Annotated in this window: 20 protein-coding genes; 11 read left to right on the top strand and 9 right to left on the bottom strand. The window is 53.4% G+C overall.

The window, feature by feature from the left end; translation table 11 throughout:
* Window positions 1-2: 2 nt before the first annotated feature.
* The 3 genes from DXY03_RS09235 (at window position 3) to DXY03_RS09225 (ending at window position 2,478) form a co-directional block, all read left to right on the top strand.
* Complete coding sequence (locus DXY03_RS09235; protein ID WP_115010156.1) at window positions 3-344, top strand: phosphomannose isomerase type II C-terminal cupin domain; 342 nt, start codon at window positions 3-5, stop codon at window positions 342-344.
* Between the two features lie 104 nt (window positions 345-448).
* Entirely contained in the window at window positions 449-2,230 is a 1,782-nt protein-coding gene (locus DXY03_RS09230) for a DEAD/DEAH box helicase (protein ID WP_115010236.1), read from the top strand.
* Window positions 2,230-2,478 carry a hypothetical protein gene (locus DXY03_RS09225; RefSeq protein ID WP_115010155.1) on the top strand — a complete coding sequence of 83 codons (249 nt, stop codon included), beginning with the start codon at window positions 2,230-2,232 and terminating at the stop codon, window positions 2,476-2,478. Before DXY03_RS09230 ends, DXY03_RS09225 begins: the two co-directional genes overlap by 1 nt.
* A 20-nt stretch (window positions 2,479-2,498) precedes the next feature.
* Here the strand turns inward: DXY03_RS09225 and DXY03_RS09220 are convergent, their stop codons facing one another.
* Window positions 2,499-2,693: a hypothetical protein gene (locus tag DXY03_RS09220; protein WP_115010154.1), complete on the bottom strand. Its 195-nt coding sequence runs from the start codon at window positions 2,691-2,693 to the stop codon at window positions 2,499-2,501.
* Window positions 2,694-2,890: 197 nt separating this feature from the next.
* On the opposite strand from DXY03_RS09220, the gene DXY03_RS09215 reads away from it, so the two are divergent.
* Window positions 2,891-3,178 (top strand): RNA-binding protein, encoded by a 288-nt coding sequence (locus DXY03_RS09215; RefSeq protein WP_011364605.1) that lies wholly within the window; start codon window positions 2,891-2,893, stop codon window positions 3,176-3,178.
* Between the two features lie 3 nt (window positions 3,179-3,181).
* Here DXY03_RS09215 and DXY03_RS09210 read toward each other — a convergent pair whose 3' ends face one another.
* Entirely contained in the window at window positions 3,182-3,376 is a 195-nt protein-coding gene (locus tag DXY03_RS09210; protein ID WP_115010153.1) for a hypothetical protein, read from the bottom strand.
* A gap of 101 nt (window positions 3,377-3,477) precedes the next feature.
* Between DXY03_RS09210 and DXY03_RS09205 the strand changes: the two genes are divergently transcribed.
* From DXY03_RS09205 to DXY03_RS09195, 3 genes are all read left to right on the top strand, one after another.
* Window positions 3,478-5,235 carry an ABC transporter ATP-binding protein gene (locus DXY03_RS09205; RefSeq protein WP_170952033.1) on the top strand — a complete coding sequence of 586 codons (1,758 nt, stop codon included), beginning with the start codon at window positions 3,478-3,480 and terminating at the stop codon, window positions 5,233-5,235.
* A 62-nt stretch (window positions 5,236-5,297) separates the two neighbouring features.
* Window positions 5,298-7,391 (top strand): cation:proton antiporter, encoded by a 2,094-nt coding sequence (locus DXY03_RS09200; protein ID WP_115010234.1) that lies wholly within the window; start codon window positions 5,298-5,300, stop codon window positions 7,389-7,391.
* Between the two features lie 66 nt (window positions 7,392-7,457).
* On the top strand, window positions 7,458-8,402 hold the full coding sequence (locus DXY03_RS09195; RefSeq protein ID WP_115010152.1) for an LCP family protein: 945 nt from the start codon (window positions 7,458-7,460) through the stop codon (window positions 8,400-8,402).
* Here the strand turns inward: DXY03_RS09195 and psbP are convergent, their stop codons facing one another.
* Entirely contained in the window at window positions 8,403-8,957 is a 555-nt protein-coding gene (gene psbP, locus DXY03_RS09190; RefSeq protein WP_115010233.1) for a photosystem II reaction center PsbP, read from the bottom strand. It lies immediately after the preceding gene.
* 134 nt (window positions 8,958-9,091) lie between these two features.
* Between psbP and recR the strand changes: the two genes are divergently transcribed.
* Window positions 9,092-9,667: a recombination mediator RecR gene (recR, locus tag DXY03_RS09185; RefSeq protein WP_170952037.1), complete on the top strand. Its 576-nt coding sequence runs from the start codon at window positions 9,092-9,094 to the stop codon at window positions 9,665-9,667.
* Window positions 9,664-10,563 (top strand): lipoyl synthase, encoded by a 900-nt coding sequence (gene lipA, locus DXY03_RS09180; protein WP_115010151.1) that lies wholly within the window; start codon window positions 9,664-9,666, stop codon window positions 10,561-10,563. The genes recR and lipA overlap by 4 nt, the downstream gene beginning before the upstream one ends.
* Here lipA and DXY03_RS09175 read toward each other — a convergent pair.
* The 5 genes from DXY03_RS09175 to DXY03_RS11910 all read right to left on the bottom strand — a co-directional run bounded on the left by DXY03_RS09175 (window position 10,548) and on the right by DXY03_RS11910 (window position 14,123).
* Complete coding sequence (locus DXY03_RS09175; protein WP_115010232.1) at window positions 10,548-11,045, bottom strand: hypothetical protein; 498 nt, start codon at window positions 11,043-11,045, stop codon at window positions 10,548-10,550. The genes lipA and DXY03_RS09175 overlap by 16 nt on opposite strands.
* A gap of 34 nt (window positions 11,046-11,079) precedes the next feature.
* On the bottom strand, window positions 11,080-12,051 hold the full coding sequence (locus tag DXY03_RS09170) for a DUF952 domain-containing protein (RefSeq protein ID WP_115010150.1): 972 nt from the start codon (window positions 12,049-12,051) through the stop codon (window positions 11,080-11,082).
* 48 nt (window positions 12,052-12,099) lie between these two features.
* Window positions 12,100-13,083 carry a rhodanese-related sulfurtransferase gene (locus DXY03_RS09165; RefSeq protein WP_115010149.1) on the bottom strand — a complete coding sequence of 328 codons (984 nt, stop codon included), beginning with the start codon at window positions 13,081-13,083 and terminating at the stop codon, window positions 12,100-12,102.
* 66 nt (window positions 13,084-13,149) lie between these two features.
* On the bottom strand, window positions 13,150-13,275 hold the full coding sequence (locus DXY03_RS12770) for a hypothetical protein (RefSeq protein ID WP_256377249.1): 126 nt from the start codon (window positions 13,273-13,275) through the stop codon (window positions 13,150-13,152).
* Window positions 13,276-13,433: 158 nt separating this feature from the next.
* Window positions 13,434-14,123, bottom strand: a complete 690-nt coding sequence (locus tag DXY03_RS11910) for a hypothetical protein (protein WP_136987674.1) — start codon at window positions 14,121-14,123, stop codon at window positions 13,434-13,436.
* 67 nt (window positions 14,124-14,190) lie between these two features.
* Here DXY03_RS11910 and DXY03_RS09160 point away from each other — a divergent pair, with 67 nt between their 5' ends.
* Both DXY03_RS09160 and DXY03_RS09155 read left to right on the top strand, forming a co-directional pair.
* On the top strand, window positions 14,191-17,145 hold the full coding sequence (locus DXY03_RS09160) for an ABC transporter transmembrane domain-containing protein (RefSeq protein WP_115010148.1): 2,955 nt from the start codon (window positions 14,191-14,193) through the stop codon (window positions 17,143-17,145).
* Window positions 17,138-18,262 carry an HlyD family secretion protein gene (locus DXY03_RS09155; protein WP_115010147.1) on the top strand — a complete coding sequence of 375 codons (1,125 nt, stop codon included), beginning with the start codon at window positions 17,138-17,140 and terminating at the stop codon, window positions 18,260-18,262. The genes DXY03_RS09160 and DXY03_RS09155 overlap by 8 nt, the downstream gene beginning before the upstream one ends.
* A gap of 14 nt (window positions 18,263-18,276) precedes the next feature.
* Here DXY03_RS09155 and DXY03_RS12340 read toward each other — a convergent pair.
* The coding region (locus DXY03_RS12340; protein ID WP_371637737.1) for a hypothetical protein at window positions 18,277-22,719 on the bottom strand (4,443 nt) is incomplete at its 5' end.

Raw genomic sequence — 22,719 nt, 5'->3', positions numbered from 1 at the left:
TGATGCGGGTTGAGCGTCCCTGGGGCTGGTACGAAACGCTGACCCAGGGGCACAACTATTTGGTCAAACGGCTGCTGGTTCGTGCCGGGCAGCAGTTATCCCTACAGCGGCATCGTCATCGCAGCGAAAGTTGGACCGTGGTGTCCGGCTCGGGGGCTCTGCTCTGCGAAGACACCTGGCACGCCGCCAGCGCGGGCGTCATGCTCTCGATCCCCTGCGGCGCTGTGCATCGCGCCCGTTCAGACGGGTCAGATCTGCTGATTCTGGAAGTTCAGCACGGTGATGATCTGCGGGAAGACGACATCGAACGGCTGCAGGATGATTACGGCCGGGTGATAACTTGATGGCCAACCTTTGAAGCGTAGGCAACACAACCAGAGCGCAACTCTTACGTTGCAGGGAGGTTGTGAGCCTGATTTCAGAGATCAATCAGGCCAAGCCACCTTTCATGACTGAACAGCAACAGCAGCGCGACGATTCCGCCTGCGCAGTGGATCTTTCTGCGTCCGATCTGCCGGAATCCAACACCAATGCTGAGGTGTTCACCACCACCATCACATCGGCTGAACCGGAATCCGGTTTTGCCGGTTTTGGTTTCAGTGAGGCCCTGCTCCGCACCCTGGCGGACAAGGGATACAGCGAACCTTCTCCCATTCAGAAGGCGGCCTTCCCCGAGCTGATGCTCGGCCGCGATCTGGTGGGGCAGGCTCAGACCGGCACCGGCAAGACAGCAGCCTTTGCCCTGCCGTTGCTCGAGCGTCTCGAGAGCGGCCAGAAAACCCCCCAGGCCCTCGTGCTCGCCCCCACACGGGAGCTGGCGATGCAGGTGGCCGAATCGTTCAAGGCCTATTCCGCCGGCCATCCCCATCTGAAGGTGCTGGCGGTGTACGGCGGCACGGATTTCCGCTCCCAGATCAGTGCCCTCAGGCGCGGGGTTGATGTGGTGGTGGGCACCCCCGGCCGGGTGATGGACCACATGCGTCAGGGCACGCTCGACACCAGCGGTCTGCGCAGCCTGGTGCTCGATGAAGCGGACGAAATGCTCCGCATGGGCTTCATCGACGATGTGGAGTGGATCCTCGATCAGCTTCCTGAGCAGCGTCAGGTGGTGCTGTTCTCCGCGACGATGCCCCCTGAGATCCGTCGCTTGTCCAAGCGTTATCTCAAGGACCCGGCTGAGGTCACAATCCGCACCAAGGATCAGGAAGGCAAGCGGATCCGTCAGCGTTCGATCACGGTGCCGATGCCGCACAAGCTCGAGGCCCTGCAGCGGGTTCTCGACGCCTGTGGTGGTGAGGGTGTGATCATCTTTGCCCGCACCAAGGCGATCACCCTGACCGTGGCCGAAACCCTTGAGGCCGGTGGCCATCAGGTGGCGGTGCTCAATGGCGACGTTCCCCAGAACCAACGGGAACGCACTGTGGAGCGGCTGCGCAGTGGATCGGTCGACATCCTTGTGGCCACCGACGTTGCAGCGCGGGGTCTCGATGTTGAGCGCATCGGCCTGGTGATCAACTACGACATGCCGTTCGACAGCGAGGCCTATGTGCACCGCATCGGCCGGACGGGCCGGGCTGGACGCACCGGAGAAGCGGTTCTGTTCGTGACTCCACGGGAACGCCGTTTCATCCGCAACCTCGAGCGGGCTACGGGCCAGCCGATCGAAGCGATGGAGGTGCCCGGCAACACGGCCATCAACCAGGGACGGCTGGACCGCTTGCGCAAGCGTTTGAGTGATGCGGCCCAATCGCAACGCCCTGACGCCGATGAAGCGGCCCTGCTCCAGGAATTGATGCAGCGGGTGGCCACGGAACTTGAGCTCAGCTCCGAGCAGCTGGCCATGGCGGCACTCAACCTGGCCATCGGCCCCGATGCGCTGTTGCGTAAGGGCGACGACGACTGGATTCAGAACACCCGTCGCAATGACCGCGACCGCGATCGCCATTCAGGGGACCGCCGTGAGCGGCGCGAGCGTCCGGCCCGGGCTCCTGAGGAGAACATGCAGCGCTACCGCGTTGAGGTGGGCCACCGCGATCGGGTCAAACCCGGAAACCTGGTGGGTGCCATCGCCGGCGAGACCGGTCTGCAGGGCCGGATGATCGGCCGCATCCAGATTTTTGACAATCACAGCCTGGTGGATCTTCCCAAGGGCATGCCGGAAGATGTGTTCAACAGCCTTCAACGCCTGCGCGTGATGAACCGCGAACTGCAAATCAGCAAGGCCTCTTGATGCGTGTGCTGTTGGCCGTTGGTCTGATGTCGGCTCCCCTGGCTGCTTCAGCCTCGGACAACAGCCTGATCACCCAGTTCTGCAAAACGGCCGTCAAGGCCGAGCTTCATAGGGCTGGGACCGTTCCTCCGGAGGGAATGGTGGATGACACCTGCCGTTGTTTTCTCGCCGAGGTGCAGAACGCGGCGGGGATCCAGACGGCCCAGGCCACATGCAAGGCCAAGGCTGCCGAGACCTACGGCCTCTGATCCTCGGGGATCAAAAACCGTCAGAGATGGCTCACTTGAACGGTGGCCTCGGGCTGAAGCAGGGCTAATTTCTCTACCACCTGAATCAGCTCGATCTGCTCGCTCGGCGTGGCTTGCCGGATCAAGTTGTTGAGCAGCACAAGTTTGTCCACGGGATCCAGCTCTCCGTCGGCGGTCCAGGCCAGGGCTTGGAAACAAAGGCTGTCGAATGTCATCTCTCTCCTGCGTCAGGGTCTTCTGACAATGGAGTGGATGGCTCGGTTGCTGGCGAGTCTTCGCAATTGCTTCTTTTTTTTGTGTTGATTCGTGCGACTGCCCTGTAACGTCATCGGGTTCAAGCTTGAGCACTGGCACCTTCCGAGCTTTCGGAACCAGCTCAAGCGACTGAGCACGTTCAACGGTTCCACGGTCCATGACCATCTACATCGGCAATCTTTCGTTCCAGGCGGAGCAGGAGCACCTCTTCGATCTCTTCAGTGAGTACGGCGAGGTCAAGAACTGCAGCCTGCCCCTGGATCGCGAGACGGGCCGCAAACGCGGTTTCGCCTTCGTTGAAATGGTCAACGATGCCGATGAGCAGAAGGCCATCGACGATCTTCAGGATGTGGAGTGGATGGGCCGCATGATCCGCGTAAGCAAAGCCACCCCTCGGGAGCGCTCCGGCGGCCCCCGTGGTGGTGGTGGCGGTTACCGCGGCTGAGGCTCAGGCCTCGGCCTCCATCAGGTCCAATTCCATTTCACGCAAGCTCAGCCGACGCAGCACACCACCGCTGCTGTTGGCTGGGCTTTCCTGATGCTTACGGGCGTCCTGGAACTGGGGCAAGACAGCTCGCAGTCCGCGACGTTTCTGCCGCGCCAGGTAACGGTGAAAGCGGTTGAACGACCTTGATCGGCTCATGGCACCTCCTTCAGTTGTGGTTCCGTTGTAGTGCGTCTTCAGGGGTGAAAACCGTGTCGGAACGAACCCTCAGGAAAGCTTCAGCAAATCGCTCCCCCTTAATGCGGTTGTTGCGCCATCTGGCGCCGCAGCGCCGACTTGTGGTGGTAGCGGTGTTGTGCTCCCTGCTCAACAAGCTGTTCGATCTGGCCCCGCCGATCTTGATCGGCTTGGCCGTGGATGTGGTGTTGCTCAAGGAGCAATCTGTGCTGGCGGGTTTCGGTCTGAAGACCGCCGGCCAGCAACTGTGGGGCCTGGCCCTGCTCACCTTTGTGATCTGGGCGGCGGAGTCGCTGTTCGAGTACCTCTACGACGTGCTCTGGCGCAACCTGGCGCAAACAACCCAGCACAGCCTCAGGCTCGAGGCCTACGACCATCTGCAGAAGCTGCAGCTGGCCTTTTTCGAGCAGGACAGCACCGGTCGCCTGATGGCGGTGCTCAATGACGACATCAACCAGCTCGAACGGTTTCTGGATCGGGGTGCCAACCAGATCCTGCAGTTGATCACCACGGTGCTGGTGGTGGGCATCGGCATGGCGATGGTGGCGCCGGAGGTGGCCCTGTTCGCCTATCTGCCGATCCCGGTGATTCTCTGGGGGTCGCTGCATTTCCAGCGCCGGCTGGAGCCTCGTTATCGGGAGGTGCGTGCAAAGGCGGGCGACCTCGCCTCCAGGCTCGCCAACAACCTGGGGGGGATGCTCACGATCAAGAGCTTCACCGCTGAGGCTCTGGAGCTGGAGCGCCTGCGGGCGGAAAGCCTGGCCTACCGCCAGAGCAATGCCCGGGCGATTCGTCTCTCGGCGGCCTTCATTCCCTTGATTCGCTTCGCGATTCTGTTCGCCTTCCTGGCGATCCTGTTAATCGGTGGGTTCAAGGCCCTGGCCGGGGAACTGCCGGTGGCCACCTACAGCGTTCTGGTGTTCATTACCCAGCGGCTGCTCTGGCCGCTCACCGCCATTGGCCGCACCCTCGATGAGTACCAGCGCTCGATGGCCTCCACGCAACGGGTGCTCGATCTGATCGATACGCCGGTGTTGATCCAGGGAGGAACGGTGCCGGTGGATCCGCAGCGGCTGCGGGGTGAGATTCGCTTTGAAGCGGTGGATTTCGCCTATGCCGGCCGATCAACGCTGCTGAAGGGTTTCGATCTCACCGTGCCAGCGGGATCGACCCTGGGCATCGTCGGGGCGACGGGGTCTGGCAAGAGCACCGTGGTGAAGCTGTTGTTGCGGCTCTATGAGCGCAATGGCGGACGCATCTGTCTGGATGGATTCCCCATCGAAACCCTGCAGCTGCAGGACCTGCGCCGCTGCATCGCTCTGGTGAGTCAGGACGTCTACCTCTTCCACGGCACCGTGGCCGAGAACATCGCCTATGGCGTTGCAGATCCCGATCCGGTGGCGATTGAGCAGGCCGCTCGCCTGGCGGAAGCCGCTGGCTTCATCGACGCCTTGCCCCAGGGTTACGACACCCTTGTTGGGGAGCGGGGGCAGCGCCTCTCCGGCGGACAGCGTCAGCGCCTCGCTTTGGCCCGCGCCATCCTCAAGGATGCGCCAGTGCTGGTGCTCGATGAAGCCACCGCTGCGGTGGACAACGACACCGAAGCCGCCATCCAGCGCTCCTTGGCGCAGATCACCCAGCAGCGCACCACCGTGGTGATCGCCCACCGGCTCAGTACGGTGCGCCATGCCGACTGGATTGTGGTGATGGACCAGGGCCGGATTGTGGAGCAGGGCAGCCACGACAGCCTGGTGGACCAGGGCGGGATCTACACCAACCTCTGGCAGGTCCAGGCCGGCGAAGGGCTTATCGCTTCCTGAAGCAGCTGTTGTTGCCGGCAGATCCCGCGACCATGCTGGGTCCGCAAGCCGGCGGTGCAGCCATGGCCATGCAGGCCTCGATCAGCCACGTCATGCATCACCCCCTCGGGGTGTTCTCGATGTTGGTGGCGATCAGTGCGGCGGTGCCGCCGTTGATCCGGCGGCTGGGTCTGCCCGATCTGGTGGGGTTGCTGGCGGCTGGTGTGGTGGTGGGCCCCCATGCCTTGAACTGGGTCGACAGCAGCAGCGAAACGGTGCGGCTGCTTTCCGATCTCGGGGCGGTGTATCTACTGTTCACCATGGGTCTGGAGATCGACCTGGAGGAGTTCAACCGGGTCAAACGTCGCTCGTTCATCTATGGCCTGCTGATCCTGTTGATCGGTGTGGGCACGGGCGTGTCGATCGGCCTGATGGCGGGCTTCGCTTCGGTGTCGTGCCTGTTGCTCGGCGCCCTGATGGCCACCCACACCCCTTTGGGTTACCCGATCGTGCGCAGTTACGGCGCCCAGAAGGATGAGTCGGTGGTGGTGAGCGTGGGCAGCACGATCTTCACCGACATCGTGGCTCTGCTGCTGCTGGCGGTGGGGCTGGGCCAGGGCAGCCTCAGCGGGCTGGGCCTGGGCCTGCTGCTGCTCAAGATCGGTGGCTTCGCTCTGGTGGTGGTGATCGGCATCCGCTGGCTGGGCCGGCGCCTGGTGCTGCGCGGCATCAGCGATGAAAACCGGATGGTGCTTGCTGTTCTGGTGGCCCTGTTCCTGGCCTCCCTGGGGGCTGAGCTGGCCGGCGTTGAGAAGATCGTCGGCGCCTTCCTGGCTGGTTTGGCGGTGAATTCCGTGTTGCCCGAGGGCCGGGTGAAGGAGCAGGTGATCTTTGTGGGTGGCGTGCTGTTCATCCCGATCTTCTTCATCGATCTGGGATTGCTGCTGGATCTGGGCAGCCTTGGCGAAAGCCTGGGCAACTTTCAGTTCACAGCGCTGATGCTGGTGGGCGCCATTGGCGGCAAGGGCCTGGCGTCGTGGGTCAGCGGACGGCTGTTCGGTTATCGCCGCGCCCAGATCCTGATGATGTGGTCGCTGACGATGCCCAAGGTGGCGGCGACCCTGGCCACGGCCTTCATCGGCTACCAGGCGGGCCTGCTCAATCAGACCGTGCTGAACAGCGTGTTGGCGGTGATGGTGGTGACGGCCACCCTGGGGCCGATCCTCACCGAGCAGTCGGTGACCAGGCTCAAGGATCCCAGCCCCGATGCGGTGCCGGTCAGCTTCGGGGAGGAGGCGGCGGTGCTGGACGGCGTTAACGAGGTGGTGCAGCGCCCCCTGCGCATCGTGGTGCCGGTGGCCAACCCCAGCACTGAGAAAGGGTTGCTGAGCATGGCGGCTCGGCTGGTGCAGGGCTCATCGGGGGCTGAAGGTGTGCTGTTGCCCCTGGCGATGGTGAATCCCAGCCTCGAGGAGATGCGCGGTGGCTTGAACCGGGCCGTTGCGGCAGCGCGCGGACGCCTCAGCACTGCGGAGAGCATCGGCGCCCAGTTGGCTGTGCACACCCGCAGCCTGCTGCGGCTGGATGAAGACATCGCCGGCGGCATGAGCCGCACAGCCTTGGAGCAGGCCGCGGATCTGTTGCTGATCGGTGCAGCCCGCAGCGATCAACTCCGGGCCTGGCTGATGGGCGACATCGTTGATGGGGTCTGCCGCACGGCCCACTGTCCGGTGGTGGTGGTGAATCTGGGCCGTGAGACCGATAGCGGTCTGGGCCGGATCCTCGTTCCGATCAAAGACCTCTCCGCCAGTGCCCGCGAGCAGTTCGAACTGGCGCTGCGGGTGATCAACTCAGCCCCGGAGGATCAGCGCGTGCGGATCACCCTGCTGCATGTGCACGACCCCCGCTTCAGCGGCCAGGACCGTCATTGGATGGAACAGCAGCTGATCCGCTGGCGCCCGCTGGGGATTCCGGAGGAGTGGTTCCACATCGTGATCGTGCGGGGGCCCGGCATCGACGGGGCCATTCATCGCCTCAGCCGCGAACACGATCTGGTGATCCTGCGCACCCAGCGCAGGCGGGTTGCCGGTCTGCCGATTCCCGGCAGTGATCGCACCAGCAAATTGATCCGTCAGCTCCCCTGCGCCTCGATGGTGATCAGCGATCCGTTGGTTTAACAGAGGCCTGCGCCCCTCTACCCGAGATGGAACGAGCGCGCCAAGATGCTGCATAACACGTGTTCCATGCCACAAGCCCCCCCTGCTAAGGCGTCATCTGAGGCCATCAATTGGCCGGTGGTTGCTGCTGTGGTGGCGGGTCTCAGCGGTGGCCTGATTCTTTCGGTTCCGCTGAGCCGGTTGATCACGGCGCCATCCAGCACGGCAGATCAACCCTTCGCGCTGCTTCAGCCCGCGCCGCTGTCCAACCCGTTTGCCGGTTGGACAGGCTTCGGGGCCAGGGAGGTGGTGGTGCTGGGCCAGGACCGCACCAGTAGCAGCACCGATGTGATCTTCACGGTGCGGGTGGATGGCACCACCACATCGATCACCCAGATCCCACGCGACAGCTACATCGATGCCGAGGGCTTCGGAGGCATCAAGCTCAATGCGCTGATGGCCTACGGCGGTGTGGAGGCGGTGGAGCGGGAGTTGTCGCGCCTGATGAACCGCCCAATCCGTCATCACATCGTGGTGCGCCTGGATGCGATCGAAACCCTGGCCAACCTGGTGGGGGGCATCGAAGTGGATGTTCCCAAGCGCCTGTACTACGTCGATCGCAGTCAGAACCTGTTGATCGACCTGCAGCCAGGACCTCAGCTGTTGAAGGGCAAGGATCTGGAGGGCTTTCTTCGTTGGCGCAACGACGGCCGCGGCGATTTCGGCCGGCTGGAACGGCAGCAGCTGGCGCTGAAGGGGCTGTTTGAGCAGATGAAACAACCGCAGAATCTGATCCGCCTGCCGGCCTTGATCACTGCGGCGGGGCAGGCGTTGGAGACGGATCTGGGGCCAATGGAACTGGGCGGGTTGGTCACCGCCATGGGCACCACCGAACTGAAGGCCTCCACCCTGAGGGCGGTTCCGTTCGATGCCGACGGCATCAGCTATCTGGATACGGAGTGGCCGGCGCACTCAAGCACTGGCGCCGATTCAGGTGACCCCAACGGTCGGCGTTTTCGCTTCCTGTTCTGATCAGATCAGCAGGGTCAGTGAGCGCACCACCCGGCCGCAGAGGTCACCCACCTTGCCCCAGCGGTCTTCGTTGACGCTTGTGGCCAGGGTGTAGAGCCGGCCGCGGTCAACCACGACGGTCGCCAACTCGTGGCGGTCGCGGTCTTCCAGGTGCACGGCGTATTCAAGGTCGTAGAAGGTGTGGCCATTCACTTCACGCTCCTGCGCTTCCACCAGCTCGGCGGTGCGGCCGCTGCCGGCGGTGGCGATCACTTCACGGCGCAGGCGCTCGCCAACGGCAACGGCGCTGCCCAGTTCACTCAGCTCGTTGTCTTCGTTCACCTTGTTGATCATCAGGCTCACGGTTTCATCGCTGTGGATGAGGTCGTGAAACACCACCCGGGGTCCGTTGCTCACCTGCACCTCGGTCCAGCCGGTGGGATAGAGGAAGGCGAAGCGGCCATCCGGACTCTGGTACGACTGCAGCCCTGCTGTTGGTCCCGCCGCGCAGGCCCCCAGCACCAGAGCCAGAACGCCGCAAACGATCACGCGACTCAGAGACTGGAGGAGCTGCATCAGCGGGGCGATCAATCCACGGGCCATTCTGCCGTTGTGGCCTGATGGTCGTGGCCCCTGTTGCGGCAGATGATCTCCGCAACTCCTACATTTCCCGCATCGGCGGCAGACCCCTGAGCGGCTTCACCAAACCGTTGGCGCGACTGATTGATCAGTTCGAGCGTCTGCCCGGCATCGGCCCGCGCACGGCCCAGCGGCTCGCGTTGCATCTGCTGAACCAATCGCAGGAGCAGATTCATCAGTTCGCTGACGCATTGCTGGCGGCCCGCACCCAGGTGGGCCAGTGCCAAACCTGTTTCCACCTCTCCGCTGATCCGGAGTGTGAGATCTGCCGCAACCCCGAGCGCCGCAACGGAGTGATCTGTGTGGTGGCGGATTCCCGCGATCTGCTGGCGCTGGAGCGCACCCGCGAATTCCAGGGGCGTTACCACGTGCTCGGTGGTCTGATCTCACCCATGGATGGCATTGGTCCGGAGCTGCTGCACGTCACCGAATTGGTGCAGCGCATCACCAATGAGGAGATCAGTGAGGTGATTCTGGCCCTCACCCCCAGCGTGGAAGGGGACACCACCAGCTTGTATTTGGGGCGGTTGCTCAAGCCCTTCTGCTCAGTGAGCCGAATCGCCTACGGCCTGCCGATGGGCAGTGAACTGGAATACGCCGATGAGGTCACCTTGAGCAGGGCTCTTGAAGGGCGCCGGCCGGTATGAGCAAGTACAGCGCCATCCCCCCTGGCGAGCGACTGCCGGACTGGCTGCGGCGGCCGATCGGCAACGCCTCGGAGTTGGAGCGGGTGCAGGGGCTGGTGAAGCAGAACCGGCTCCACACCATCTGTGAGGAGGGGCGCTGCCCCAACCGCGGCGAGTGCTACGCCGCCGGAACGGCGACGTTTCTCTTGGGTGGCTCGATCTGCACTCGCAGCTGTGCCTTCTGCCAGGTGGACAAGGGCCAGGCCCCGATGCCGGTGGATGCCGCCGAAGCCGAGCGGGTGGCCGATGCCGTTGAGGCGATGCATCTCCGTTATGTGGTGCTCACGGCGGTAGCCCGCGATGATCTCGCTGATCACGGCGCCAGCCTGTTCACCTGCACCATGGCGGCGATCCGAGCCCGCAATCCGCTGATCGCCATTGAAGTGCTCACCCCCGATTTCTGGGGGGGCGTGTCGGATCACGATCAGGCGTTGGTGGCTCAACGGGAGCGATTGGCCACGGTGCTGGCGGCCCAGCCAGTGTGCTTCAACCACAACCTGGAAACGGTGCAGCGGCTGCAGGGGGAGGTGCGCCGCGGTGCCACCTATGAACGATCCCTGGGTTTATTGGCGGCCGCCCGTGAGCTGGCGCCGGAAATCCCCACCAAGAGTGGCCTGATGCTCGGCTTGGGGGAAAGCCGCGACGAGGTGATCGCCACCCTCAAGGATCTCCGCAGCGTGGATTGCCAACGGATCACCCTGGGGCAGTACCTACGCCCCTCGCTTGTGCACATTCCGGTGGCCCGCTATTGGACGCCCCAGGAGTTCGATGAGCTGGGGGATGTGGCCCGCGAGCTGGGCTTTGCCCAGGTGCGCAGTGGTCCGCTGGTGCGCAGCAGTTATCACGCCGCCGACTGACGCCAGCCCCGCAGGCTGCGCTCCAGCACGGTGGCCACATCACCACTCATCAGGGCCCCGGCGCCGCCCCAGACCATGCGCAGGGGCAGATCCCAGAGCGCCGCTTCCACATCGCGGGATTTGCTGAAGCCGCGTTGGCGGAAGTAACGCACCAGCCGGCGGTGCTGCTGCTCGTCGTCGCGGATGGCCAGCAATCGGGCCCGGGAGCAGGGGGTGGCCTCCTGGGCCCAGGCCATGGTGGCCGCCCAGATCAGATCGCCCACGCCGGCAGGCGCCTTTGGCATCACCCGCATCGTGTCGAGCTGCAGGCCTGTGGCGGCGGAATAAGCCCATCCCTTCATTTCCCCCAGCAGCAGCAGGTTGCCGCTGGAGCCTTGCTGGGCCACCACCAGCCGCAGGCTCCACAGCCCCAGGGGGCGGCCCACCTGCAACCTCAGCAGCAGTCCCCGATCACGGGCTTCGGCTTCCAGTTGCTCAAGCATCGATTGGGATCTGGCCACGGTCATGGTCGTCCGGTCATGCTGCCGCGGTCATGGTGCCGACCGAGCGCACTGCCTTCAGGGGCAGTGGTCCGTAGAGATGGGGGAACAGTTCGCCGCTGGGGATGGCATCGGCCCGCAGGGGAGCGTTCACGGCGGCGGGATCAATCTCCAGCAGCAGCACCTCGCCGGCGTCGGCGTAGAAACGCTCAAAGGTGGCCTTCACCTGATCCTGCCAGGAGCAGTGGATGAAGCCCACCTGCTCCAAGCTCATTCCCCGGGTGGAGATGCGGTAGCTGCCGTTGACCTGGGCGGCCTGCCAGTCGGCCTTGAGGGCCAGGTGAAACAGGGCTTGATCCTTGGGAACTGCCACGGCATCGGCGGGGAAGTGGTGTTGTTGCGCCCCGGCATCCCAGGGGTCGGCCCGCTGCATCAGCCGCTCAAAACGGGGATCCTCGAGGAAGTGCTGGAGCCAGTGGCGAAGAGGTTCCAGGCTGTTGTCGTTGTCGAATCCCTCGGGATCCGCGATGCGCCACTGCCGTACGAACGGCCAGAGGGCGGCATCCGCCAGCGAGCAGCGCTCGCCCAGCAGCCAGCCCTGATCAGCGATCCTCTGGTTCCAGTCCTGAAGGATGGCTAGCCCGGCGGCCCGTTGCTCGTCTTTGTTGGTGCCGGGGTAGCGGTCGGTGTACTTGAACCGGTCGAGATGATGTTTGAACGCACCGTCGTTCTGCTCGATCAGCGCTGAGGCATCGCCGTCGTTGCGCAGCTCGCGAGGGTCTGCTTGATCCAGGGCCCAGTGCATCACCGCCAGGCTTTCTTCGATCACGCTGCCGTCCGGCAACACCAACACGGGCACGGTGCCCTTGGGGGAGACCGCCAACATCTCAGCCGGTTTGGCCTTCAGTGCGATCTCTCGCCACTGAACCAACAGTCCTGCCTCCAGCAGAGCCCAGCGGGCGCGCATGGCGTAGGGGCAGCGTCGAAAGCTGTAGAGGATCGGCAGCACGGCATCGGGGTGGTCCCTTGCAGGGATTGTCCGATGCGGACTGACGGCTCAGGCCTGCTGCAGGTCGATGTTGTGTTGATCAATCTGGCTTTGATCGATCTGACGCTGCCGCATGGCGAAGCGTTCCCGGTCGGCATCGGTGAAGCGATCCACGCAGTGAACGCACTGCACCCCCTTGATGTAACTCGGCAGTTCGCGTTGCTGGGCTGACACCGGCAGGCCGCATGCGTGGCAGAGGCTGTGCTCTCCAGGTTCCAGCCGGTGGTTCAACGCCACCCGTTGATCAAAAACAAAGCACTCTCCTTGCCAGCGGCTCTCGGCTTCCGGCACCTGTTCGAGGTACTTGAGGATGCCGCCGCGCAGGTGGTGCACCTCCCCGAAACCCTGTTGCTGCAGGTAGCTGCTGGCTTTTTCGCAGCGGATCCCGCCGGTGCAGAACATGGCGATGCGCTTGCTGCTCTGCTGTGCGATCAGGGGCCGCAGCGTGGACTCTGCCCATTGCGGGAAGTCGCGGAAGCTCTCGGTGCTGGGGTCGATGGCCCCCTCGAAGCTGCCGATCGCCGTTTCGTAGCTGTTGCGGGTGTCGATCACCAGGGTGTCGGGATCATCCACCAGGGCATTCCAGTGTTCGGGTTCCACATAGGTGCCCACGCTGGCGCTGGGATCCACGCTGGCCACACCGATGGTCACGATCTCCTTTTTGCGGCGGGCCTTGAAACGGCGGAATACTGGTTTTTTGGCCCAGCTGCGCTTCACCCCGAGCCGTGCGTAGTGGTCGTTGCCCAGATCCAACGAGGCGCGCAGGTGATCCAGCAGCGCATCAACGCCGTGCTCTGGTCCGCTGATCGTGCCATTCACCCCTTCATGGGCCACCAACACAGATCCGAGCACGCTGCCTTCGCGAGCCAGGCTCGGCAAGCTGCCCAGCAATGCCTCACGACGCTCGTCATCAAGGGGCGTGAAGGCATAGAACGCCGCCACCAGGAGTCGGCTGTCCTTGGCCAGCACAGGCTCCAGGTTGCTTGGATCCACGCTGTAATGGGCTCAACAGCCTTCCAGCCTGCATCAGGCTGGGGCATGGCAACAAGTTGTTAGTCCTCAAGCTTTCCGGCTGATGCGCACTGAAGCCGGCTTCAGGGGACAAGCCAAGGCATGGAAGGGCTTGTGTACCCCCTCAAAGATCAGGCTTCCCATCGGTTGAGCGTTGGCGCTGTCAATCTTCATGGCTGAGCCACAGACCTACCAGGTGTAGCTCAACAGCAACGACAAGACAATGAGTTAATCCCGTTCTTTTTTCTTGCAGTACTTCACTCTACATGGTTGGAAATCAGACAAGTAAAAGTCATTTTCATTCAATGAAGTTCAAACAAGTCTGCAGGAAATTAGTTTTTAGCTCTTACAAGGGAAGCAAATTTTCTGGCAACGGTCTCTTCAAGCAAGAGACGTCCAACTCTTAGCTTCGTTTCATGAGTCAGTTTTGGCTTAGCCAGATCATGAACGTAAATAAGACACCACGATTCTTTATTTTGAAATGGGATGCTTGTGCAATTGGCTTTTGAATCAATTAGGTTGTGCCTTATTGCAGGAGAAAGATTGAGTAATGCTTCTTTTATGTAGTGCTTTAAATGACACTTTCCAGGCATCACTGATTCGATTTTGACGAATGGTATTGAGTCTTCGAGGATTTTAGTGTAAGCAAATTGGCAAGTTAATTTTTCTTTGAAGGAGAGCATGTCAAAAGTAGCATTTGATAATTTTTTTGACTCTGACATAAAGCGAGCTTTAATGGAAGTTATGCCAATTACGTTAAATATGTAGTGCTCTATTCTTTGATCAAGAAGAATAATGTCTTCTGCATCGCAAGGGTTAATACCTTTGGAAATTAAATAAGCATCTAATTGATCTGGGTCAATCTTTCGAGATTGGAGAAAGTGTTTAAAAGTATTGCTTCTCAATTCATCCGATATGTCTATGCCCGAAACAAGCTCGAACAAAATCTTACGCTTAAGAAAGGGTTCTAACAAATTATATTTTGCTAGTTCTTTTGAAAAGTTAGAATCTAATTCCTTCATGACGCAGACTTGAAAGATGATTCAAAATTGCTAATATGCTAGTACAACAGGGTAAAGGTGCCCCTAGATGAGTCATCACGCAGAAGTGGAAAGAATTATTTCTGCATTGAAAGTAAACATAGAGGAAATAGATTTTGAGGTCGGAGACTGTTTACTTCCCCAAGATGGGCTACCCGAAAACCTTATTTACATTAAAGAAGGATCAGCCAGATTAATTTGCACAGAAACGAGTCATCCAAAATCAATAATACACCTAACACCTGGCGATATGGTAGGACTCGTATCTTTATTGTCTACATACACTATAGAGAAGAATGTAATTGCAGATAGGCCGATAAAAGGATTATTAATTAAAACAGACTCAGTAATTGATTATCTAAAGCATAATCCTTCTGCGAACAATGATTTATGTGATCTCAATAAAAATCTCATTTTGGAAAGGCTCTGCCAGAAAATTGGTAAAATTCATGCCGACAAAAATTGGGCAAAAAAAATCTATGCAGAAATTGATAAAGAGAATACATTATTATTTGTCTCGAAAACATTTCAAAAGCCTGATTTAGATAAAAGTGATTATTACTTGGTATCTGATAATTGCGATGAATTGTCATTTGGTGATCTAATCGAAGATGGAATGGTAATTAGTAGGCGAGGTGAAATGCCCCTTAGGATTATTAAGCTAGCAAGATCAAAGCAAATTGGACAAGAAGAGTATATAAATATATCTGGTCAAGTAATAGAGGACATACCAAATACCAATAAAATCATCGATAGTGATATTGGCCTTGTCAAAAATAACACCAACAGTATTTTGGCGAGAAATATAGGCCAGTATTCAACGAAAAAAAGTCTGCCCAAGCACGACCCACCACAAAACCAAAAACCTTCAGATGTAATTATTTATCTTATAAAAATACTCAGTGATGAATTAGACGTACCCTACAATCTAGAAAGACTGCGAAGGGTTGTTGCTAATCAGGTAACTAGCGAAGAAAGCAATATAAAAATTGAATCCATCATCAACACAGCATCCCAGATGGGGTTTAGATGCGACCAGGTTCATATTAACAAAGAAAATATCCCAAAATTTAACGGAATAGTAGTTATTCAATTTGAAGGAAGTCCCAATTTAGTACTTTCTATTAATGGAAATGAATGCTTGATATGCAATAGTTCAGAGGGACATAGAGATCTGTTGTTCAGTGATTTTTGTACCAGATTGTTTTCAGAAAGTGAATCTACAGATGCCTTTTTACTGACAAAAAGAAATACATTGCTTACCAATAGATTCAGTCTCAGCTCATTTAAGCCATACATCAAAAAATACAAAAAAGAGATCATTGAGATCCTAATTTTATCTTTTTTTGTTCAACTTGTTGGATTGTTTGGACCTTTAATGATCCAACAAATAATAGATAAAGTAGTTAATCAAAGAAGCTTGTCTTCTCTTGCTGTTTTAGGAAGTGCAATGATATTCTTAACAGTTTTTGAGGGACTATTTGCAACTACTCGAACATTTCTTTCTTCTGCGGTGGCAAATAGAATTGATTACTCACTAGGGACAAGTCTTTTAACGCATTTACTTGACTTGCCGCTTAAGTTCTTTGATAGAAGTACAGTTGGCGATCTCTCAACAAGAGTGAATGAGATTGAAAAGATACGAAGCTTTTTTACTGGCCAAATAATCAATTCAATTCTCGATTCCCTGTTTTCAATTATATATATAGCAATTATGTTTATATATAGTCCTCTGTTATCTATAATTGCTTTGTCTGTATTACCAATTCAAGCATTAATAACCCTCATTGGTACACCCTACATTCTTAAATTTTATAAGCAAGCTGCTCAATCAAATAGTGCAATTCAGTCACACCTTGTCGAAACTCTTGGAAATATGATCACGGTTAAATCACAGAATCTTGAATTGATGTCGAGATGGAAATGGCAGAAAACATATAAAGAGTATATGAAATCACTCTTCAGAAAAACCCAGCTTTCATCATTGACCAATGAGTCATCAAAGTTATTTCAAAAGATATCGCAGTTGTTAGTACTGTGGGTAGGTGTAACTTTAGTCCTTGACGCCAAGCTTACACTCGGTGGGTTAATCGCTTTCAGGATAATATCTGGTTATGTTACTACCCCTTTACTTAGATTAACAACAATATTCCAAAGTTACCAAGAAATCCAAGTCTCACTTTCAAGAATCGGTGAAATAGTGAATAGAAAAGGTGAATCGGAATACGATCAGTCCTTAAATATATGTATGCCACCTATTAAAGGAGACGTCTTATTTCAGAACGTTGTATTCCGCTTCAGTGACGATTCCAAAAAAAACGTCTTAAATAATATCAGTTTTGGTATTGATGCTGGGCAATTGGTAGGCATTGTTGGACTGAGTGGGAGCGGAAAAAGTACATTGACCAAGCTTATTTGCAGATTCTACGATGCAAATTTTGGGAAAATATTTATCGATGATTATGACATATCTAAGGTCGATCTTTATTCTCTCAGGAATCAAATAGGATATGTGCCTCAATCTCCAATGTTGTTTTCTGGAACTGTTAAGGATAATATTTGCGCTGGTATTCAGGAACCACCTGAAAAGGACCTGGTTAGGGCTTGCAGAATTGCCTGTGCACACGAATTCATCATGGAGCTTCCAAATGGCTATCTAAGTGATGTAGGTGAAAGAGGGGCAAATCTATCTGGTGGACAGATGCAAAGAATTGCACTCGCAAGGACAATACTAGCTAATCCCCAATTATTAATATTAGACGAGGCTACCAGTGCCCTAGATTATAAGACTGAATATGAAGTATTTTCAAATATACATCGAGAGTTAAGTGGGATAACAACTATATATATAACTCACCGATTGTCTCAGGCTGATCTCTTTGATAAGATATTGTTTATGGATTCTGGAATGATTCAAGAATCAGGAACACACTCTGAATTGATTGACCTGAAAGGTCAATATTATGCACTCATAGAACAGAAAGGAGAACTCAGAAATGATTAGATCTTTTATCGAATCATTCCTAAAAAAACAAAGTGGACCCAATCAACCAATTTCTTCTTTGTACTACAAAGTACTTGTATACTCATTACTTGCGTTTCTAAGTTTTGGCATCATCCTATTATTTTTTGGAAAAACAGAGCAAACAATTCAAGTACAAGGTAAATTACTCCCATTGGGCAGTATTTACGAAATTCAAGCTGCCAATGGCGGCGTTATAAAAGAAATACTTATTTCAGAAGGAGATTATGTTCAAAAAGACGAAGTTCTGATACTTATGGATGATTCACTAGAACAGAAAAGGCTCAATATTTTAAATGAACAGATACAGGCAAAAGAAAATCAAATCATGTTCAAGGAAGAACAAAAGAAGGCAGTCCAAGAATCATATGCAAATCAAAAACTCAGAAACAAAAATTTGCAGTTTATTGAAAATGAAAAACTCGATTCCCTTCAAATACTAAAAGACAGTGGTGCGATTTCGAGATTCCAGCTGATGGATCAAAAATCTAGGGTTCAACAATTAGTTGATGATGAAAAAGTAATAGTTTCTCAAGGCTTGCTCGAAGTATCCAGTCTTAATAACGAAATCTCGCGAATTAATCAAGAGCTTCTTGAACTTAGAAAACAGAGGTCAACTACAATTCAAGCTATCTATTATCTTACACTTACAAGTCCTCAAGAGGGTTATGTATTTGATTTAGTCACTACCAAGCCTGATTATGTCAGCGCTCCTGCTGAGCTTTTGTTGAAAATAGTACCAACAGATATACTTATAGCTGATGTCAATATCCCATCAAATAAAATTGGTTTTGTTAATAAAGGTGCGAAAGTTGAAGTTTCTATTGATGCTTTTCCTGCGTCAGATTTTGGAACACTTCGCGGCAAGATCATATCTATATCATCCTCATCGCTACCTGCAGATAACGAATATAACTTCATACGCTATCCCGCAACTATAGATTTAGATAATCAATTGCTAGAAACAAATATTGGTTCAAGTTTAAAGTTAAGACCAGGAATGACTATTTCCGCGAATATCACATTGCGAAAAGCAAGTTACTTTCAGTTGATATTTACCCAATTTGATAAATCCCTGAAGTCACTTACTACCTATTAGTTATTCAAGCTCAATTATATGATAAAGCCTGTACCCATGATTTCGTTGAGCTCATCTATTTCCTGGCCAACAATTTGAGCCACAGTTGTGTCGGTCTCCTTGTCAATTATCAATGTTGAAACTTTGCTTTCCTTGAATTCATAGTTTTCATTGACGGTCATACCACTCCCCTTTGTTAGATAAATACTATCCTCACCACTTTCGAAACCATAGAGTTTTGATAGCGTCTGATCTTCTTCCGTTATTTCTTGTAAGTAATTACTGATATTGACATCCCATGTTTTATTAGATGAGGAGATTTCGTCGGTTCCAAGTGTAGGTGCATAAATATCACTATCTGAACTTCCGTATGCTTTAACTTGTCCCTTGCCAGCGCCCAAAATTAGGTCTGTACCATCGTCTTCGTAAGCGATTGTATTTTTCTTAAATTTATAACTATTTGCGACGTTGATATCACTTTCCAGGATGTCTAATATTTGTGAATCTGTGGTTAATGCAACTACTCCACTATCATCAATTAATTCATTTAGGCTTTCATCATATGCTGATAGGTTGTAGGTCTTAGTCTTATTCTCCATATCGAAAGTGGGTACATCTGCAGAGAATATACTTGAGACATTTGTACTTCCTATACTTGCCTTGAACGTGCTCTCGATATTCGAGCTATATTTTGCGACTGCAGCTACCTCTATGTCAACGTAAACAACTTCTGGCTTTTCACTGTATTGCCATATTGCGTCAGGCAATATTTCACCCATATTCATGCTAAATGTGGGGAATGGATTGTTCGGGTCATATTCAAACACTTGGTATTCAATGAAATTAGGATCAAGAAAAGCTATATCTATCATATCTTCATCGGTATCATTTACATATTGGGCTGACTCAGGATTTAATGATGCTTTTACTACAACACCCTCAAATCCATCAGAATTGACATCTCCGGTCGCGTCCAAATTCATACTTACCGAGACGGCTAACTCGTTCCAATTTTTCAGCGTAATGGTTTTCTTGATAGTTGATATGCTTGTAAGCTCATCAATCGACGAGAATTGAGGCAATATATTTTCAATGGGTACATCAAAGAAATTACCCCATGTATTCTCAGGGTTCGAAGATAGTTTTTGTGTTATCTCAGAGGAGGTTACATAAAGATCGCATTGATCATCAATGGAGTTGTTTAGTTTCTTAATTACAATGCCATCATAAGTTGCTTCCATATCTACACCTTCGCCTAAATCCATCTCGGTTGTGTCAATGTCGACATCTTCATCGACATACTCAGCTGGTGTTACAGATAGACCAGAAACAGCTAATGCAGATGTAACGGCTGTATCGCCGACATCCATGACACCGACTGCCACTTTGACAGTACCGCCTTTGACATCAGAGCTCTTCAGTTTGTATTCAAATACGCCTGATTCATCTCCGTAGTTTCCATTCTCTTTGATAGAAGCAAGAGTAATGCTCTTGCCATTAATTGAGACAAAGGCAAAGTCATCAAATGGCAGATAGTCACCGCCATCAAAGAAGTAGTCGAATGTGACGACATCGCCAGCTTTGGCATTCAGCTCGGCGTAAACCGCTGAACCCTCTGTGGCATTGGCCTTTCCATTGGTTTTATCCAGTGTTCCTTTCTTAAGTCCAATTGTTGACTCAAGCGTGAATTGGGATTCGGAGCCGGAACCTGTAGAGAGGAAGTATGTATCACCGTCATCAGACTGTGAATAGTCACCGATAGCATTGATCGTGTTCTTGCTGTTATCTTCGATCATCATATCGTCGTCAATATCGATATCATCATCGATATATTCTTCCTTATTAAGTGCGAGATCTTTGACCACCAAGGTGGTGTCCATTGCTGTATCGCCAACATCCATGACGCCGACGGATACGGCTATTGTTCCATCATCGTTAATCAGATCATCGGTAATTTCTAGTTTGAAAATGCCGGCTTCTGTTCCATAGCTTCCAACTTCTCCAATAGAAGAGAAGGTCGATGTCTGACCATTGACAGAGACAAAGGCAAAGTCGTCGTAAGGGAGGTAGTCACCACCCTGGAAGTAATAGTCAAAAGTGAGAATATCGCCACTCTTGACTGCAAATACAGCACTGATTGCAGAGCCTTCTGTGGCATTCTCAGTGCCATTGGTTACGTCGAGAATGCCGGAGTCGAGTCCCAGTGATTTCTCAAGATTGAACTGAGAGATTGAGCCCTTAGTAGTTGAAAGTGTGTAGGTGGTATCGGACTTCGTTACTGAACCAAAGCTGGAGATAGTATCGGAAGCTTTGGAAACAGGCTGATCGATAATTGTAATTTTATTATCGACCAACGATGCTGGGGTAACTTTGAAACCAGCGATATTGAGTGATGAAGTTACTGCTGTATCTCCAACATCAGTAATGCCAACAGCAAAATTAATGATTCCATCAACGATATCGGATTCTTGAATTACATACTGGTAAATACCTGATGCATCGCCGTAATTGCCGTTATCAGCAATTGAAGTGAGCTTTTGGGCATCACCGTTGATTGCAACAAAGGCGAAGTCGTTAAAGGGCAGGTAGTCACCACCATCAAAGAAGTAGTCGAATGTGACTACGTCACCGGCTTTGGCTGCAAAGGAACCAGTAACACCTGAGCCTTCTGTTGCATCTGTGGAGCCTGATGGATTGGTGAGGACATCATCGAGTGTGCCTTCATTTAGACCGAGCTCATTTTCTAATGAAGCTTGAAGTACAGAATCACCACCAGTTGTCAGCGTAAGGGTTTCGATTTGCTGTGCCGACTTGCCTTTTCCAACTGTCAGTGATGACTCAGTGACTTGACCCGCGTATGTGAGTTCGTCAGAGGCAGCGATGACCAGATCAAGATCGTCAAACTCAGCTTCGTCAATGTCGACATCTTCATCGACATACTCAGCTGGTGTTACAGATAGACCAGAAACAGCTAATGCAGATGTAACGGCTGTATCGCCGACATCCATGACACCGACTGCCACTTTGACAGTACCGCCTTTGACATCAGAGCTCTTCAGTTTGTATTCAAATACGCCTGATTCATCTCCGTAGTTTCCATTCTCTTTGATAGAAGCAAGAGTAATGCTCTTGCCATTAATTGAGACAAAGGCAAAGTCATCAAATGGCAGATAGTCACCGCCATCAAAGAAGTAGTCGAATGTGACGACATCGCCAGCTTTGGCATTCAGCTCGGCGTAAACCGCTGAACCCTCTGTGGCATTGGCCTTTCCATTGGTTTTATCCAGTGTTCCTTTCTTAAGTCCAATTGTTGACTCAAGCGTGAATTGGGATTCGGAGCCGGAACCTGTAGAGAGGAAGTATGTATCACCGTCATCAGACTGTGAATAGTCACCGATAGCATTGATCGTGTTCTTGCTGTTATCTTCGATCATCATATCGTCGTCAATATCGATATCATCATCGATATATTCTTCCTTATTAAGTGCGAGATCTTTGACCACCAAGGTGGTGTCCATTGCTGTATCGCCAACATCCATGACGCCGACGGATACGGCTATTGTTCCATCATCGTTAATCAGATCATCGGTAATTTCTAGTTTGAAAATGCCGGCTTCTGTTCCATAGCTTCCAACTTCTCCAATAGAAGAGAAGGTCGATGTCTGACCATTGACAGAGACAAAGGCAAAGTCGTCGTAAGGGAGGTAGTCACCACCCTGGAAGTAATAGTCAAAAGTGAGAATATCGCCACTCTTGACTGCAAATACAGCACTGATTGCAGAGCCTTCTGTGGCATTCTCAGTGCCATTGGTTACGTCGAGAATGCCGGAGTCGAGTCCCAGTGATTTCTCAAGATTGAACTGAGAGATTGAGCCCTTAGTAGTTGAAAGTGTGTAGGTGGTATCGGACTTCGTTACTGAACCAAAGCTGGAGATAGTATCGGAAGCTTTGGAAACAGGCTGATCGATAATTGTAATTTTATTATCGACCAACGATGCTGGGGTAACTTTGAAACCAGCGATATTGAGTGATGAAGTTACTGCTGTATCTCCAACATCAGTAATGCCAACAGCAAAATTAATGATTCCATCAACGATATCGGATTCTTGAATTACATACTGGTAAATACCTGATGCATCGCCGTAATTGCCGTTATCAGCAATTGAAGTGAGCTTTTGGGCATCACCGTTGATTGCAACAAAGGCGAAGTCGTTAAAGGGCAGGTAGTCACCACCATCAAAGAAGTAGTCGAATGTGACTACGTCACCGGCTTTGGCTGCAAAGGAACCAGTAACACCTGAGCCTTCTGTTGCATCTGTGGAGCCTGATGGATTGGTGAGGACATCATCGAGTGTGCCTTCATTTAGACCGAGCTCATTTTCTAATGAAGCTTGAAGTACAGAATCACCACCAGTTGTCAGCGTAAGGGTTTCGATTTGCTGTGCCGACTTGCCTTTTCCAACTGTCAGTGATGACTC

Source organism: Synechococcus sp. N5 (genome assembly GCF_900473925.1).
Classification (GTDB): Bacteria; Cyanobacteriota; Cyanobacteriia; order PCC-6307; family Cyanobiaceae; genus Parasynechococcus.
Note: the sequence above shows the minus strand (reverse complement) of the source record. Positions and strands in the feature narration are given on the sequence as shown.

Excerpts from the sequence above, each read along its gene's own strand:
- DXY03_RS09235 (WP_115010156.1), top strand. The coding sequence starts at position 3 with ATGCGGGTTGAGCGTCCCTGGGGCTGGTACGAAACGCTGACCCAGGGG.
- DXY03_RS09230 (WP_115010236.1), top strand. The coding sequence starts at position 449 with ATGACTGAACAGCAACAGCAGCGCGACGATTCCGCCTGCGCAGTGGAT.
- DXY03_RS09225 (WP_115010155.1), top strand. The coding sequence starts at position 2,230 with ATGCGTGTGCTGTTGGCCGTTGGTCTGATGTCGGCTCCCCTGGCTGCT.
- DXY03_RS09220 (WP_115010154.1), bottom strand. The coding sequence starts at position 2,693 with ATGACATTCGACAGCCTTTGTTTCCAAGCCCTGGCCTGGACCGCCGAC.
- DXY03_RS09215 (WP_011364605.1), top strand. The coding sequence starts at position 2,891 with ATGACCATCTACATCGGCAATCTTTCGTTCCAGGCGGAGCAGGAGCAC.
- DXY03_RS09210 (WP_115010153.1), bottom strand. The coding sequence starts at position 3,376 with ATGAGCCGATCAAGGTCGTTCAACCGCTTTCACCGTTACCTGGCGCGG.
- DXY03_RS09205 (WP_170952033.1), top strand. The coding sequence starts at position 3,478 with ATGCGGTTGTTGCGCCATCTGGCGCCGCAGCGCCGACTTGTGGTGGTA.
- DXY03_RS09200 (WP_115010234.1), top strand. The coding sequence starts at position 5,298 with ATGGCCATGCAGGCCTCGATCAGCCACGTCATGCATCACCCCCTCGGG.
- DXY03_RS09195 (WP_115010152.1), top strand. The coding sequence starts at position 7,458 with ATGCCACAAGCCCCCCCTGCTAAGGCGTCATCTGAGGCCATCAATTGG.
- psbP (WP_115010233.1), bottom strand. The coding sequence starts at position 8,957 with ATGCAGCTCCTCCAGTCTCTGAGTCGCGTGATCGTTTGCGGCGTTCTG.
- lipA (WP_115010151.1), top strand. The coding sequence starts at position 9,664 with ATGAGCAAGTACAGCGCCATCCCCCCTGGCGAGCGACTGCCGGACTGG.
- DXY03_RS09175 (WP_115010232.1), bottom strand. The coding sequence starts at position 11,045 with ATGCTTGAGCAACTGGAAGCCGAAGCCCGTGATCGGGGACTGCTGCTG.
- DXY03_RS12770 (WP_256377249.1), bottom strand. The coding sequence starts at position 13,275 with ATGAAGATTGACAGCGCCAACGCTCAACCGATGGGAAGCCTGATCTTT.
- DXY03_RS11910 (WP_136987674.1), bottom strand. The coding sequence starts at position 14,123 with ATGAAGGAATTAGATTCTAACTTTTCAAAAGAACTAGCAAAATATAAT.
- DXY03_RS09160 (WP_115010148.1), top strand. The coding sequence starts at position 14,191 with ATGAGTCATCACGCAGAAGTGGAAAGAATTATTTCTGCATTGAAAGTA.
- DXY03_RS09155 (WP_115010147.1), top strand. The coding sequence starts at position 17,138 with ATGATTAGATCTTTTATCGAATCATTCCTAAAAAAACAAAGTGGACCC.